Genomic DNA, 16,638 nt, shown 5'->3' on the forward strand with positions numbered 1-16,638 from the left:
TTTTAAAAACGTTTTTCTGTTAAATCCGTAATTTTACTGACTTCACTTTGATTTTTTGCGTTAAATTATAAAAAATACAATTCTTCAAATTTGAATTAACAGTTTTCATAGATGTATTTTATATATTATCTAGTGCTATTAATCTGTAACTTCTTATTGAGGGAATACTCTTCTCATTAGCCGAATATGAAAAAACATTATTAGAATTTTTCAAAATATTAATTGTAATCTATTTTATATCTATAAAACAGGTTTACATTGTTATTTTCAGTGTTGGGTATATCAATGTGTTAAAATTTTAATTGTGTTAGTTTTTATGTGTTTCTATCTGCTCATAATCAGATGGTCCTTGGTTTGAGCCCAAGTGGGACCACATACGCGACCTCGCTAGTAATGGCGGGGTTTCGTGTTTTTATGACCTGTCATTCTTTATTCTTATTGGAAAAGTAGTAAAATTATAGGAAAATATCTCGTTTTTAAAAAGTGTTTTTAATTTCCTGTTGTTTTGTTGTAGACCTCACTAGTTCTTTCTTCAAGAGATTGCTGTTCGCGTAATTTGAAAAGGAACTGCCTGTTTTCATTCAAAACAATGATCACACATTATAGAATGAAGAATTTGTAACATTTATACACAACTTATCTTTTTTTGATATTTGATTTTCTCAGTCTTTTTTAAAATAGAATTCTCGTCAAAAAAATTAGAGTGAAGTAATAAATGTTTTTTAACGCAGTTTGGTTAGATGTTAAGCAAATTTGAAGTATGAAAATTCATTTTCGGACGCATATACTGACTTTTGAGCTTCAATTTTAATTCGATTTCTAAGTTCTTTTATTGATTTAAAAACTGCATAAAATAAAAAAGTTAGGGCTAAAAATGGGATTACAATATAAATCTACCCGCCAGAGTTAATTAAAAATGCTCTAGTAGCAATATGAATTACTTCGCTATTAATTTTGTTTAATCGTTCGTCGTTACATTGCTCCAGTATCTGTTTACGTTTCTCCACCTTTCTTTGAAAAGTTTTATTAGCATCATATTTTCGATGTGTAGTCCAAGTTGTATAAATAGAAAAGTAAGGCAATCTATTGATTGTTGAATTGATCGTATCTTCAAATAAATAAGTAAAAGGCAGTATCATTAACTTTTGAAGATTCTTCTCCTTTTATTCTTCGTAACTCGTCTCGAAGTGCAAATAATTTGTAACGTAACTCTAATCTATAATACGGTACTATTATTCCCTGATAGATAAAATGGAAAATTCCAAGAATGAATGTTATTATAAATAAAATAGCTATATAGTGTTAATTACTTGAACGTAATTTCTTTTGTGTCGGTGGATGAAAGTTTTAAAACCATTGTAAGAAGTGTTATTCCTATAATGTCAATAACGAACTGACCTTTTTTCATGGATGCTATGAATACATTCTGTACCGTTCCAAAAAAATTGGGTTGATTATAGCCTCGTTTGTGTTTGTTTTTTCGGTTAACCATGTGTTAATTAGTGATTTTAATGCGACAAATGTAATATATTTCACTCAAAATCAAAATTATAATAATTTTGAATGAACAATTCTTGTTAGAGCTTAAAATAAATAAGCGGTTTTGGTATTACTAGAAATATTGTTTTTTGGCTAATTCCCTTTTAATCATGATTGATTTTATTTGCTAAAAGTGTTAGAGTGAAGTAAAGGCGAAATCAAAGGCAATTTGTAAAATATAAATGCTGTCGCAGGTTTATATTAATAATTTTTAGTTTGTTGTTGTTTTTTAGCGGCTTCAATTTCCAGTTTTAATAAACCGGAAATCCTATCTAAAATCGGCGTGCTTTTTTCTGTTTAATATGAATTAATTATGATACCAAATATAATAAAACCCTTTGTAAATCAACGATTTTGAATCAAGTTAATTTGTAAGAATCTGAAAATAACTGACTCATAACCAGGGGGCTTGATTCGAGCCAATTAGGACCATAGGTAAAGCAAGGCTTCATAGAGTTTATCTGTTTGAAGCTTTTTTATTTGCAAACACCCCAAAATTTAACACTTTTAGCAGAATTAATCTATAACTTCTTATCAGGGAAATACGCTCTATTAATTGTTAATTGCGACTAAAGAGATAGTATCTAATAATATACTATTTAAAGCGTTTAGGTTTATACTTTGATTTGATAAAAACCTATCTCAAATCTTTCTTTATCTTTCGAATAACGAAATTTGACTTATTTTATGATTTTCTATAAACATCAAAAAGCCTTAAACCCTTTTATTTCGCATATATTTTCAATTAGCTTTGATAGAGATGCCCAAAATAAAATAATAAATGAATTTATTTTACCTAGTGGCCATTGCTTAATGGGCTTTCAGTGTATTGGAAAATATAAAATAGTATCAGACAATAAAGAAACAACACCTCCGAAAGCTTACATCACTGGACAACAAATAAAGAGTTTTAATTTCGTGTCTTCTGATCCCGTTATAGAGGTGATTATAGTAGTTTTTAAGCCAACAGCCCTTTATCACCTATTTGGGTTAGATACAACTAAACTAATAAACAATGTTATATCTGTTGAAGAAGCTTTTATGAGTAAGCTTACAGTATTTAATAAGCATTTTGAGAATGCTAAATCTTATGAAGCCAAAATGCGCTATGTAGAAGAATTATTGTTGAAAAGGTTGGAACAAGTTGCTCCAAAACTAAATGTAATTGATATTTCAATAGACTTAATTCATAAAAACAAAGGGCGAACATCAATTAAAAGTTTGGTAACTCAACTTAAAATTAGTGAACGTTATTTTCAAAAAAAATTTAAAAAAATTGTTGGAATCACACCATTTGCTTACACTAAAATAACACGATTTAGTTATTTATTTGCAGAGATGAGTAAAATACCTGATCAAAACTATAAAGACCTAAGTGATAATTTTGATTATTATGATATAGCACATTTTTCTAAGGATTTTAAAAAATATTGCGGAGACGCTCCTACAAAATTCAATATTGACAAATACAAATTCATTAAAAAAATAATGGTCGATGACCCTCTTATCCTAAAGATAAAATAATCAGAATGTTTATTTATAAAAGAAAAGACGCTTATTTACAACCACTTAGGTTTATTTACAATTACCTTTCCTCGAGTTTTTTCACAAGCACCATTTTTTATTAATATAATCAGAATAAATGTTAATGCTCTTTTCTGCATTTACCTTTATAAAACCTATTTTTTTCGTTGTTAAAATAAATAACAAACAGTATTTAACAATTATATCATGGTTTGGGTTATATGTATAGATTATTACGATAATCGCTAAACATAATTTTACTCGAATGACAGGAAAACAATTTTGTATCCTTTTGCTAACATTCCTCTTAGGAGAATTTTGTTTAGTAGCACAGGATATTGAAAATATTAGCCAGCAAGACCCTTTTAAAATTTCGGGAACCATTGGAGCCACAGGAACCTATTTCAATGCCGACGGACGACAAGCCAATCGAGAACCTTTTAGTTGGGTTATTTACGGAAGTCCAACAATTTCCATTTATGGTGTAGATATTCCATTTTCGTTTACTTTTAGTGAGCAGAATCGTGATTTTAGGCAACCATTTAACCAATTTGGATTGAGCCCAACCTATAAATGGGCAACGGTGCATTTAGGGCATCGTAATTTAAAATGGTCTGAATTTGCACTTGCGGGACACAATTTTTTTGGTGGCGGATTTGAAGTAACACCAAAAAATTTTAGAATTGGAGCCGTGTACGGTCGGTTTTTAAAACCTATTGAACCAAACTCTGCAACTTCTGGAACAACCTATGATACTCCTGCGTTCAGGCGTGTTGGCAGTGCTTTTAAAGTAGGTTATGGTAGCGAAAAGAATAATGCAGACATTGTTGTTTTTCAAGCTAAAGATGATGTGAATTCTATAGATGTTACCAATGCACCACCAACTTTAACACCTCAGGAAAATGTAGTTGCTTCTATAAAAACCCATCATTTGTTTTTTGAGAAACTATCTTTTGATGCCGAATATGCACGAAGTATTTATACACCCAACACCGAAACAGTATCGGTTAATAATTTGAACGACCCAATAGTTAATACGTTTTCCTTTTTAATTGACGAACGCCAAGGTACACGAGTTGGAGATGCTATTCTGGCCACTTTGGGTTTCAAGGAAAAAACTTATGAGATTAAATTAAGATACAATCGTATCGACCCAGATTTTAAATCGTTAGGAGCCTATTTTTTTCTAACAGATTTAGAAAAAATAACTATTGAACCTCGCGTAAAGTTTTGGAAAAACAAACTTGTTGTTGCAGGTAGTTTCGGAATTCAAAAAGATAATTTGAATGCCGTTAAGAATGCACAAACTAAGCGGAATATTTATTCGACAAATATCAACTTTACACCAATTCAGCAATACAACTTAAATGCAAATTATACGAATTATGGCATTACTCAAAAACCAGGAACGCAACCTATAAATAATCAAATGGAAATAGCGCAAGTAAATCAACAACTAACCGTTACCCAAAACGTGAATTTATTGAGCAAGGACAATTCTATAATGCACATGCTATTGCTCCTGTGGAATTTTCAAAATCTAACAGACGACAATAGTAATACCTCAGCGTTTTCCGAGTTTCAATCGCACATTCTTTCGCCCCGATACACCTTTTCATATAACCCATGGAGGTTTACTACCGGCATTGGTTATAATTATAGCATTTTTAAATTTACGACGCGAGAAACTAAGAATTTCGGACCTTCAGTAACGTTATCAAAAGCCTTTCAAAAGCCAAATATTAATCTGTCTACCACTTTCAATCATTATGAAATTGTAAATGATGGGATAAAGGATAGTAATGCTTTTACTATTAGATTTCAGGGAAAATATAGATTGACAAAAAAGCATCAATTCTCGTTACGTGGTTTTCTCAATAACGGAAACACGACAGGAATAAATCCATTAAATTATTCAGAAACTAAAATAGACTTTGGTTATGTATATACTTTTTAAAATATCGAAACAAAATATATTGACCTTGCTATTTGTAATGATCAATGCTGCTGTTACAATTGCTCAGGATTTTCCTGTAACCGTTAGTACAAATATAGTAGCTCCTTACGGAAGAGATGCGTTCTTTTATTATGATAATACAAACGTTACCATTATTAATCCATCCATTAATAGTGATGTATCTTTATATATTGAATTTAAAGGAGATAATGGTGTTGATTTAAGAACAAGAGAGAGTCATAACCCTTTAGATTTAGTACTTCAGGCTGGAAGCCCTACAATACTCTCATCTTTTGAATTGCAGGATTATTTTGCGCCTGAAAACTTAGTGGCAACGGGAATTTCAATTGCTGAATTACAACAAAATGGATTGCCAGCAGGACAATATCAAATTTGTGTTCGTGTGAGAAACGAAACAGGTCAATTTCTTTCTGCTGAAGAGCCATTAGGTTGTGGCTATTTTAATATTATTGCAGCAGAACCGCCGCAACTTATCAATCCAATTTGTGGTGATGAGATTACTACTGGAAGTAATAATGTTATTTTCAGTTGGACGATTCCTACTGGAGTGTCTCCAGTTGGAGTAGAATATACATTCAAAATGATAGAATTGTTACCCAACCAAGACCCTAATCAAGCGTTTTTGGCATCAACAGTTCCCGCTTTTTTTGAGCAAACTTTTTTTACGCAAAACGCTTTTGTGTATGGGCCAACAAACCCTCCTTTAGAAACGGGTAAAAGTTATGCATGGCAAGTTATAGCAAGAGATGGAGAAACAAATACACCATTTATAAACGATGGCAGAAGTCAAGTTTGTTGGTTTAAATGGAATCCTGCAACCATAAGAGCTATTCCTATTTTACCAGTAGAAGAAAAGCCTAAATTACCAACTTTGACAATCGATCCACAACCTATGCCAATAAGTAGTTTAAAAGGTAAATTACTTTATAAATTTAAAGATACATCAGGAAGTACAAATACAACTTCTACCACAGGTAATGGAGGTTTTAATTTAGCTAACGTTACTGTAGACCCAAATCCATTAATTAATAATAACACTACAGTTAGCAATAAACCATTACCTCCAAAAATGGGTTATGTGGTTTCTGCAACTGGCGCTAAACCTTTGGTGGGGGTAAGTGTAAGTTTAGTGGTGACGCATCTTTTTAATGGGAAAGATAATAATGGTGACCATAAGTTTCAGCCTGTAGACGATTTCCAATCTGGTTATTTGAATTCTGAAAATAAACAAGCACAAGATCAAGTATTGGCAACCACTATTACAGATGGTGATGGAAATTTCAATTTTCAAGGTTTTATTAATCCCTATGAAGATTATGGTTTGGTGCAGTCAGATATTGATGCTAAACAGAATTCTGATGTTCAAAACCTTTGGATGAAAGGAGATATGTATAAAGTACTTCGTCTAAAAGTGAACAATCAATATTATTTGAGTCCAGATGTAAACATTACCATCAATCCTTTTGAATCAAAAAATATTGGTGAAGTAGTGTCTTTGGTAAAGAGTTATAACCTAAATGTTATTCCAAAATGGCAAGCTGATAAAAAACAAACAACCAATTTGGGAATTTTAAGTGGTGTCAATATAAGTTTAACACGAGGGTATACCCCAAATCACGTTCCAAAGAATGAAGGGAATAAAGCGCATTCTGGTTCAGGGATATTAGGAGATGTAGTTGATAATGGTATCACAGGAGCCAATGGTATTACGTTTAAGAATTTGGTAAGGCATAGTGCCACTAATGCTAAAGACAGGTACACTATAGTCGCAACAGAATCTGATAAAAGCCTAGTTACATACAAAACCAAAGTTAAACAGTACCATGTATTGGTATTTGCTAAAGATTTTCCATTCACGACACAATCCGCATTAGCATCAAGTAATTTTGGTCAATATTTAGGTGAAAACATGACATGGAATAGTGAACTCAACGTTAAAACCTATACAGATACCTTGTGGCTAGCACCTAATAATCCACGAATTTTTGGACAAGTACTACTTGCAGAAAACAAAGAAGATAATGAGACACGTCAACTAAGTAATGAAAAGGTACATATTATTGAAACAAACAAGAACCACTCACAAGCCATAAAATATTACGGATTTGCAAAAACTGACACAAATGGAAGCTATGAGTTTGACAACCTGCCCGTGCATGAAGGTGGTTTTAATAACGGAAAAAGAGAAGTCGTTGGACCAGCGAGATTAGTATATACAAATGTTGAAGGTTTTAAAGGACAGCTTAAAAAATATGATGCATTAAAATGGGGACAGCAACAAAAAGCTGATTTTAAATTGTTTGCAGATGGCAAGATTTCAGGTTATGTGGTTGATGAGGAAGGAAATAGCATTTCTGCCAATGTTAATGTAGATAGTTTAGCAGTAAAAAAGACCGTTTTTGGTTTTATCAATTTAGGGAATAATGGAGCAAACAATTCAAATAGATTTACAGCTGCCAATCGTAACTATGGGCAAATTTTTAACTTTAAAGCGCCTTCAGGTAAACGTAAATTATCGGTAAAGGCACTAAGTGGTAATAAAATATATCAGCCAAAAGATACTTTAATAACTATTTCTAAAAAAGGTAATGATAAACCCATTAAAATTGTACTTCTAAAAAAAAGAAAGCGTATTCGTTTTAAAGTGGTCGAATATAATACGAAAAACGCTATTACAAATGCAAAGGTTACTCTTGAAAAAGGAACAGGTCTTGAAACCACAAAACTAACTAATAACGATGGTTATGTTACCTTTATTTTTGATAGCAATGTAGATGATTTTACATTCTCCATTGCACCACCAAAAGGAAAAGAAGATAGTTATACTACAGAATCTTTTGTGGTTAGAGGCGTGCCAAATACTGTAAAAATAAAAACGGTTCTAGAACACGCTTACTTAGAGCCAACTGCAAAAATTACTGGTGTGGTATCTATTAAAACAGGCGATGGAATAAAACCACTTAAAGATGCCATTGTGTATTTTCAAGAAGGGAATACTCAAAAACAAGATACTACAGATGCCCAAGGCCGCTACAATTTAAAAGGTATAGGAAAAAGTATAGGAAACATTGAATTGATCGCTGAAAAACCTGGAACACTACCAATGATAAAAACAGGAAAAAAGTCAGTTACGATTAAGTCTAAAAACGTTGTGGACTTTACTTTAGAGTATGACAAAGAAGTCTCTATGACGACACTTTTTGGTTTTGACTTTACAATTGTTTCTAAAGAAAGAATTGATGATAATACGTTTATGATTACTGAAGGAAATATTATTAATATTCCCGAAAATCCCAATTTTAAAATAGCTACAGAAAATGATACAGAACAAAAAATCTTATCTTTTAGTAATCTTAAAATAAAGAAGACAGGAGAATTAGATAGTCATAATACACCAATTTTCGCACCTGAAACGGCGGTTGTTAATTTAAATGATAAAACGTTGGATGTCTTTATAAATAATGCCTTTAAAGGCGCTTTAGGAGACGGTTCCAAGCAATTACAACTCAAAGACAACAATGGAAAAGGTGAAATAAAAGGGCGTGTTGCCATTAATAATGTGTCTTTTGAATTTAGCGAGGCCTATGTAAATCTGGAAAACGATAAAGACATCACTTTAACCACATCAAAAGGAAGTACAAACACCCAAGTTAAAGTTTTTGCTATTGATTATACAAAAAAGGATGTATTTGGAATTGTCAATAAAAAAGACAAAGAACTGACCTTTAAATTAGGTGAATTTGAAGCTAAAGCAAAACAAGATAAATCTTACATAACCGATAATAACGTTGTATTCTATACGTATTTACAAACTCAAAAAATAGAAGGGGTTGTTCCAAAAACATTGAAGATAGAAGCAGGCGAACTCACTTTACAACCAAAAAAACTATTGCCTTTAAATACTAGTAAGGCCTTGAAATTTAAACTGGAAGCATGGGATTTTGAATCGGAAAACTGGAGTTTTAACACTAACGATTTAAATATTGAAATTCCTAAAGCAACCATAAAAACGGGAACTATTGATGTGCCTGTGGAGACTGTTCGTATCTATTCTAACGATTTTGATATAGATGGTAGTTTTAAACTCGATGGATTGAATATTGGAGGTATTGCAGACTTGAATGTGGTTGGTAGTTCTACCTCTTTTTCAATGAATCCAAGTGCTGGTAGTGATAAAAAGCCACATTGGGAACTTATGATTACTAACGATGGTGGACCAGCTGCAAGTATTACTCTACCAGGATTTGAAACTGGAAAAACCTTGGATTTTTCGAGCATTAGTCTGTTGAGTAATGGAGAACAGGAAACAAGCATAGACAATAATAAGCCTATAAAATTCTATAATATTATAGACATTACACCAAATGGGATTATTTCTGGTGATGGTTTTATAGATGTATCGACAAGTACGAATTTAGGTATTCCGAGAGTGCCTCAGGAATCTGGTTATATTCGTTTTAAAAAGGAGAATGGCAAAGTTAAAGCCACAGTGTCTCCTATTCCTTTCATTATTGATGCTCCGGGAAAAGTAACTTTAGCTATTGGCAACAAGCCAGAAGATACAGAAATCCGTGACGGTTTCTTTAAAGCTATTGGTAAATTAACCGATGAGGAAGGCATTAATTTGAAAGCTTCTATCCAAAAAACAAATTCAGATGTGCATATCGAAATTGAACCAGGCCAAACCATGCAATTAGGTGGTTCTGGAACCGCATTTAAAGATATTAAAGGACGTATAGATTTTGATTCTAAAGCCGATGATTGGACCAAACTAACATTTAGTGGCGAACTTGATGGATTTAAAGGCGTAACGCCTGGACAGCGACAAACCTTTACAGTTCATGGTGATATTAAAGCTGATAGTGAAAGTATTGAAGTCGATAATATTGAAACACCATTTGGTGATTTAGCATTGACTTACGATATAGAGAACTCAAGATTTTTAGGACACTTAAATATCAACCAATCTCTTGGAGGTATGAAATTTGTTGGAGCAGCAGATTTACTTATGGGAAGTGGAGGTTGGTATTTTATGGCCGGAGGTAAAGGAACGCCGCCAGGAATTGGAGAGGTTTCCGTTGGTTTAATTCTTGGCGATTCAGATTATCTCGCACCAGATGTAACGGGAAATCTCATGCAGTTTGCCTATGATAAAAATGTACCACCAACTATAAAAAATGGTGTTTCTGGATTGTTTGTAACTGGACAAAAAGTGCTCCCTGTTATTAATATTCCAGATTGGAGTATAGATTTGGGTGTATTGAATGCTTCATTAGGTGCAAAAGCAGGCTTAGATGCTCGTGTGTGGATGGATTTTGATAGTTCTGGCGATACGTTTGGTATTGGAGCTATGGCTTTTGCACATGTCTATTTTAAAGCAAATTCCATTACATGTACAAGTCTGGGCGCAGAAGCAAGAGCAGAATTAGGTATAAAAGGCATGTATCAAACTGCAACAGGTCATTTTAATTTAGATGGTTGCGGAAGTATTATGGTTGGTGGCAATATAAAGCAATGTGTGCCTACGGTTTTTGCAGGTTGTAAATGGTGTGTATCCACAGGGTTTAGTGAAGCTGTAAAACTCGATTTACATTTGGATTCTGGAGGTAATACAGATGTGTCATTTGGTTTTGGTAATTGTAGTGGCACACCTTTATCGAGTGGTTGGTAATAATTTAGAAAACATTTAATGATGAAAACAATATATCGCAGCACAATTTATTTATTAGCTTTTGCATTAAGTATTTCTTTTAGTAATGCACAGGAAGCACCAGGTGCTATAGCTGTAGAACATGGTGTTTTTGTGTATGGCGGAGGTAAATTACCAAAAAATGGGTATTATCTTTTTGAGCGCAAAGGTGAAAAAGACAGAAACTACATAGAAATTGCAAAAACTACAGTGCCAAGTAGTGACGTAGAGACCGAAAAAAAAGCAGCCGAAAATGCCACCAATTTTAAGCATTTACAATTCCTAAATAAACAAGATGTAAAACGTGTTTATGAATATGTATTAGCTAACAAAACCGATGATAGTCTTTATCGAGCAGAGCACACACCAATTATTGCATTAACAGTGGGTACTGCTTTTTTAGATACTACTGTTGAAAAGGATAAAACCTATCAATATAGAATAAGGTTGTTTAAAGATGGTAGTGAAGTATTTCAAAAAGAATTAAATCCAATTAAGAATACCGTTAAAACAAACCTTTCAAAACCTAAAAGCCATCGTTCAGAGATTGTAAATGATGCCGTATTTTTAGAATGGATTGTTGATGAACAAAAAGACCTTACATTTTTTAATGTGTATCGCGCCTTTTTTGGAACCTTGGACTTTAAAAAAATCAATGTTAAAAAAGGTTATTCAAATGATGAAAATGGTTTGCATTTAATAGCCATTGATGATTCAGCAGAAAAAGCATCACTTTATAAATATTATATTCAACCAGTGGATTTATATGGAAATGCAGGAGACGTTTCCGAAGCGGTTTCAATTGGAAAATTGCAAGCTGAAAATATCATTCCAATTAAAAGTTTACATGCTGAAGAATTAAGCGACTACCAAATTAAACTCTCTTGGGAATTGGATAAAACCATCATCACAAGTAACATTAAAGTGATGCGTAGTCATAATTATGATGATGGTTTTGTTGAGGTTACAAATTTACCACCAACAACTTCTGAATTTACAGATAATTTACCCGAAGCTTCCGAAAACTATTATTACTACTTGGTAATCAATGGCGGAACAGGACAGGAATTTCGATCTGCTAAAATTTCAGCTATGGTAAAAACAAATCGGGATGTGTTACCAGCTCCACAAGATGTCTCAGGGGAACCTATGACGGATGGTATAGAAATTTCTTGGGAATATAGCCAGCCTTACACCAGAGGATTTTATGTGTTTAGAGCCACTGCCGAAATGGAAATTTTTAATCAAGTTTCCAACTTAATTCCAGTAAATGGAAAAACAGCTTATTCATATAAAGATTTGGATACAAACTTAAAAGCAGGTGAGATATATCGTTACACAGTAAGAGCTGAAAACGATGCATATACTATGGGGAAATTTTCAGATACTATTAATGTTTTTACAGAAAAAAAACCAAAAATGATAGTGCCTCAGAAAGTACGCGCCGTATTTCGTGATAGTATTGTTGAAGTGGTTTGGAAGGATATGACGAAAGTTTCAGAATATGTTTTAGGCTATAAAGTATATAGAAGTGAAGGTAAGAATAGCCCATTACAAGTGATGCCAAATGACTCTTTGAAACCCTATAAAAATTATTTTAATGATGCCAATATAAGCAACGGGCCTAAGTATACATACCATATTGCAACCCTAGATATGTTTGGTCAAGAAAGTGATTTGAGTTTGCCTGTTTCTGTAGTAATTAATAAAACTATTGAAAATCTTGATGCGCCAAATCAACCTAAAGTGTATAAAAATTCTAAGGGCATTACGGTTTCTTGGAATCAGATGGCTTCTAAGGATGTTTCAGAAATAAAAATATATAGAAGTGAAGGGAGTAAGGAAGCAAAAGCAATAAAAACGCTTTCTATAACTGAAAAAAAGTACATAGATGCATCAGTAAAAAAAGGTGTTTTATATTATTATAAAATCTCATTAGTTACGAAAAATGGAAATGAAAGTGTTATCTCTAGTGAGGCAAGTATTTATTTTTAAAAGATTAATTATTTGATTTTAAGGTGATTAAAACTTAAAAGAGTAGCGCTAAAAAATTAAAATAATAGTAAACCAAAAATATGTTTGTGCGATGTTGTTACCAAGGATTAGTTTTGAAATAAAGAGGTTGAAAACAACTATAATAAAATAGGCTAAATTCATTTAAACAAATAAATAGGTGATTCATAGATATTTCTGTTTTAATTGGTATAACTTATTTATGTTTGAATCACCATAACATAAGTAGGTTAAGTTCATGGTAGATTTGGGGCAAAAAAAGGAAAACTATTTAGTTTTCCTTTTTTTATGGAATATTCTGAAAAATTATAATTTCTAGTGAATATGTTACTATTCCTTTACCAATCTTGTTCTTACTACTTTATTTTTTGTAGATAAAACTACCAGATAAACACCTGAGCTAAGACTATCCAATATTATTTGAGTATTGTGATTTGTTATAGGTTTAGAGACTACTACATTACCTATAACATCGTAAAAGACCAGAGTAGCTTTCGTATTTAAATCAATTGATTCTGGAATTTCCACGTTGAAAACATCTCCGGTAGGATTAGGATAGAACCTAAACTCCCCTTTATCTGTGGAGTTCTCCTCCCCAATTTCGTTAGCATCAAGAGTTGTTTTAGCTGTTGTTGAAGCATTGGGTTTAATAATGATTCTGTTAGCAATCCAATTTACATCAGTTCCACCTCCATCGGAAAATTCGATAGATATTTTACCATCATTTACTGTAACATCAAAGTTTCTATTAAAAAAGGAATTTATAGTGGTGTTAATATTTGTTAGTTTTGTTATGCCTTCGGCTTTTACAATAATGTTATCATGAGCGTTAGTCGCATCTCCAAAAGTAATTAAGACATTATAATCTCCGTTTAAAACATTAGCTTCAAAGGTTCTTGCCTGGCTAGAAAACACAAAGTCCCTGTTTAAGTTATTTACTCCTCCAGAAGTTCCACGATCTCTTGAATCTAAATTAGATGTATTTGTCCATCCAAAGGAACCACCAGTGGTTGTTTCAGAAACTCTGGTATATCCTGAAAATACTGCGGATGTTGGTGTACCTAAATCGAAAAATAGTTCTGGTTGCGTTTGTGGCGATGTAGAAGAGGGTTTTACAATCATTCTTGTTAATGACCAATTAGGGTTATTTCCGCCTCCATCTAAAAATTCTACGGATAGCTTACCGTCGTTAACATCAGTAGTAAAGGTTTTGTTAAAAAAGGAATTACTTGCTATGTCTATATCCGTTAATTTTGTAATACCTTCTGCCTTCACAATAATATTATCATATGATGCTGCCGCATCACCAAATGTGATCAAAACTTCATAAGTTCCATTAGGGACTTTAACCTCAAAGGTTCTGGGCGAGCTTCCATACACTAAATCTCTATTCAAATTATTTACGCCTCCGGAAGTCCCACGATCTGTAGCATTTACTCCAGAAGTATTCGTCCATCCATATAATCCGCCACTGGTCTGGTTAGACACTCTTCGATACCCCGAAAACACGGCAGAAGTTGTTGTTCCAAAATCAAAAAAGAAACTGGTTTCACTAAATACGCCCGAACAAGGGTCCATGGAATATAGTAACTTTCCGGTATTATAATATAATCTGTCATTAATTGTCGCGGGATTATAAGAATCATTTGTATGCGATGCCAAGCCTTCAAAATGCTGTTTAATCATACGTCGATAATCGTCTTTATTGGGAACGTAACACCGATATGAATCTAGATACAACCCAATATTTTCAAAAGGAATGTTGGGAGCATAACTTGGTCTTGGTTCTTTGAATTTAAAATTCATACTAGTAGGGTTTTCAAAAATACCCAAGTTGATTGCTTGACTTCTTGCTACTTCTGCATCTGTATCGCCCGCTAACTCTACATCTTTATTGTTGCTCCAAAACATATTATCATAGTATCTACATTCGTAAGCATTTGTCTGATTATTATCTGAATACTTTTTCATTACAGCATCAAAGACAGGGTATCTTGACTTCCAAAAAGGTTCTATTCTATTATACCAATTAGTTTCGTTAACCCCTGTTTGCCATCCAGAAACTCCAATTTTTTTTAGCATCCTCCCTATTTGGTTGCCTTTATCCGAAGAAGTTGGAGACTTTCCATTAATGCTATTAATATATTCCATAGCAGAGTTGTAACTTGAAGCCCCTCCTTTACCCTGCCGAATTCCTCTATAGCCGTCTAAAATAACATTGTATTGTACAGTATGACCAGCGCCTCTATTCATTTTCAAGACCTCCCAGCCTCCTTTGTAGGTTACGTTTTCCAGCATTTGATCTCCACCGTCTAAATCATCCGAGAAAATAGATGCTCGTCCTAATAAAGTGGGAACAGACATGATGTGATGAATAAAATTATGCCTTAGTATATTTCCATAGCTCATTATATCTGCTCCAGAATATATGGCTCCACCATCTCCTTCTTCTATACCTACATTGAAAATCTCATTGCGTTCTATTGTATGGTCTATCCCAGCAAATGTAATAGGTTGGATATTCTCATTATGAACCAGATTGTTTTTAAAAATATTTCCAACCCCAGAAATCCCTACGGCTTTTCCGCTAAAATCTTTTGAAAAAATTTGAGTAAAATGACAGTTCTCGATGGTATTATTACCTGCCGATATGGTTCCCGTTGAAGTGAACGATCCTCCATATAACCTTGTAGCGTTAGGAATATCAAAGAAATCGCAACTTTTAGCTTGAGAATTTGATACATCATGCCAAAAGTTAAGAGCCAATATAGGCGAAGCAATATATCTAAAAGTAACACCCCCTACAAAGAAATTATTTCCCGATCTGAAATTTAAGGCACCATCGCCATTTGTTCCGGCTCCCAAGCCTTGAATAGTCATCTTTTCAAAATGAATGTAACTACCATTATTAACTTCTACCATTTGAGGGCCTGCCCATACTCCTATTTTTGATTCACTTGTTATGGGAGAAAATGGCCAGATATACAGTTTATTATTAGATTCATCAAAGTACCATTCGCCAGGTTCATCTAATTCACACAATAAATGTGAAGCAAAAAAACGATTTGGTCCTGGTCTATTTTTTATCCCATAACGAGAGCCGTCACGCAAATGAATTTCGCCAGAAGTACTAACACTATTGATTGCTAAGGTGCCTTTGAACCAGTCTGCAGAAACATAGCCTTTAATAAAAGCACTTCCTGTTCGATTTAACTCTGCATTCCATTTTGATGCATTAAATGGAAAAGCATTATCCATCTTAAATTTTGCGCCTAAAGGGTTATTTGGTGTGCCTTTGGCCGATAGTTGTCCTGGAGGAGGAGCTGCTTCTGTTGAATTATTGATTGTATTATCATTAATGGCAGAAAAACCTATATTTGGGTATCTTGCGGAAGTCATCATTTGGTCATCCATAGCCATCTGTGCCGTTTGAGAATTTTTAATAACATTAATGATCGTTTGATCTGTCAATGTCTGAACAAATACTTTACCAGGTGCTGTAGTATGTAAAATACCATTGTCTCCTGAAGGCACTAACTCAAAAGCATCATTGTCTATAAAAATAGTTCCATCAAAAATCACCTTTTCATTTTGATATCCTCTGTATACAACAGGGCTTCCTGAAGTACCTGAATCTTGACTTCCAAAATAGGTAGTATTCGTTACAGGATAGCGCCCTGCTCTAAAATTAACAATAACACCGCCAGAAGAAACTCCAATGTTACGTATTTTATCTCTTGCTCCTTGCAAAGTTTTTAATGGGGAATTTATGTCTCCCGAATTCGAATCGTTTCCAGTTGGCGAAACATATAAGTTTGTTTGTCCGAGCATAAAGTGGGGCAATAAACATACAGATAGTACCAACAAAAATAGGGTCAATGATTGTTTCATAAAG

At 33.3% G+C, this 16,638-nt stretch carries 7 protein-coding genes; 4 read left to right on the plus strand and 3 right to left on the minus strand.

What is annotated here, in order from left to right; translation table 11 throughout:
* Positions 1-893: 893 nt before the first annotated feature.
* Both C1H87_RS12665 and C1H87_RS12670 read right to left on the minus strand, forming a co-directional pair.
* Complete coding sequence (locus tag C1H87_RS12665; RefSeq protein ID WP_102756167.1) at positions 894-1,139, minus strand: hypothetical protein; 246 nt, start codon at positions 1,137-1,139, stop codon at positions 894-896.
* A gap of 167 nt (positions 1,140-1,306) precedes the next feature.
* A complete protein-coding gene (locus C1H87_RS12670) occupies positions 1,307-1,492 on the minus strand; it encodes a hypothetical protein (RefSeq protein WP_102756168.1) in 186 nt (61 codons plus the stop codon).
* Between the two features lie 734 nt (positions 1,493-2,226).
* On the opposite strand from C1H87_RS12670, the gene C1H87_RS12675 reads away from it, so the two are divergent.
* The 4 genes from C1H87_RS12675 to C1H87_RS12690 all read left to right on the plus strand — a co-directional run bounded on the left by C1H87_RS12675 (position 2,227) and on the right by C1H87_RS12690 (position 12,725).
* A complete protein-coding gene (locus C1H87_RS12675; RefSeq protein ID WP_102756169.1) occupies positions 2,227-3,063 on the plus strand; it encodes a helix-turn-helix domain-containing protein in 837 nt (278 codons plus the stop codon).
* A gap of 265 nt (positions 3,064-3,328) precedes the next feature.
* A complete protein-coding gene (locus tag C1H87_RS12680) occupies positions 3,329-5,020 on the plus strand; it encodes a hypothetical protein (protein WP_102756170.1) in 1,692 nt (563 codons plus the stop codon).
* Positions 5,004-10,712, plus strand: coding sequence for a hypothetical protein (locus tag C1H87_RS12685; protein ID WP_102756171.1), 5,709 nt, complete (start codon positions 5,004-5,006; stop codon positions 10,710-10,712). Before C1H87_RS12680 ends, C1H87_RS12685 begins: the two co-directional genes overlap by 17 nt.
* A gap of 18 nt (positions 10,713-10,730) precedes the next feature.
* On the plus strand, positions 10,731-12,725 hold the full coding sequence (locus C1H87_RS12690; protein WP_158655218.1) for a fibronectin type III domain-containing protein: 1,995 nt from the start codon (positions 10,731-10,733) through the stop codon (positions 12,723-12,725).
* A 348-nt stretch (positions 12,726-13,073) separates the two neighbouring features.
* Here C1H87_RS12690 and C1H87_RS12695 read toward each other — a convergent pair whose 3' ends face one another.
* Complete coding sequence (locus C1H87_RS12695) at positions 13,074-16,634, minus strand: T9SS type A sorting domain-containing protein (protein ID WP_102756173.1); 3,561 nt, start codon at positions 16,632-16,634, stop codon at positions 13,074-13,076.
* Positions 16,635-16,638: the final 4 nt, after the last annotated feature.

It is taken from the genome of Flavivirga eckloniae (genome assembly GCF_002886045.1).
Lineage (GTDB): Bacteria > Bacteroidota > Bacteroidia > Flavobacteriales > Flavobacteriaceae > Flavivirga > Flavivirga eckloniae.

Bases quoted from the DNA above. Each gene is read 5' to 3' on its own strand.
- C1H87_RS12665 (WP_102756167.1), bottom strand. From the start codon at position 1,139: ATGATACTGCCTTTTACTTATTTATTTGAAGATACGATCAATTCAACA.
- C1H87_RS12670 (WP_102756168.1), bottom strand. From the start codon at position 1,492: ATGGTTAACCGAAAAAACAAACACAAACGAGGCTATAATCAACCCAAT.
- C1H87_RS12675 (WP_102756169.1), top strand. From the start codon at position 2,227: ATGATTTTCTATAAACATCAAAAAGCCTTAAACCCTTTTATTTCGCAT.
- C1H87_RS12680 (WP_102756170.1), top strand. From the start codon at position 3,329: ATGACAGGAAAACAATTTTGTATCCTTTTGCTAACATTCCTCTTAGGA.
- C1H87_RS12685 (WP_102756171.1), top strand. From the start codon at position 5,004: ATGTATATACTTTTTAAAATATCGAAACAAAATATATTGACCTTGCTA.
- C1H87_RS12690 (WP_158655218.1), top strand. From the start codon at position 10,731: ATGATGAAAACAATATATCGCAGCACAATTTATTTATTAGCTTTTGCA.
- C1H87_RS12695 (WP_102756173.1), bottom strand. From the start codon at position 16,634: ATGAAACAATCATTGACCCTATTTTTGTTGGTACTATCTGTATGTTTA.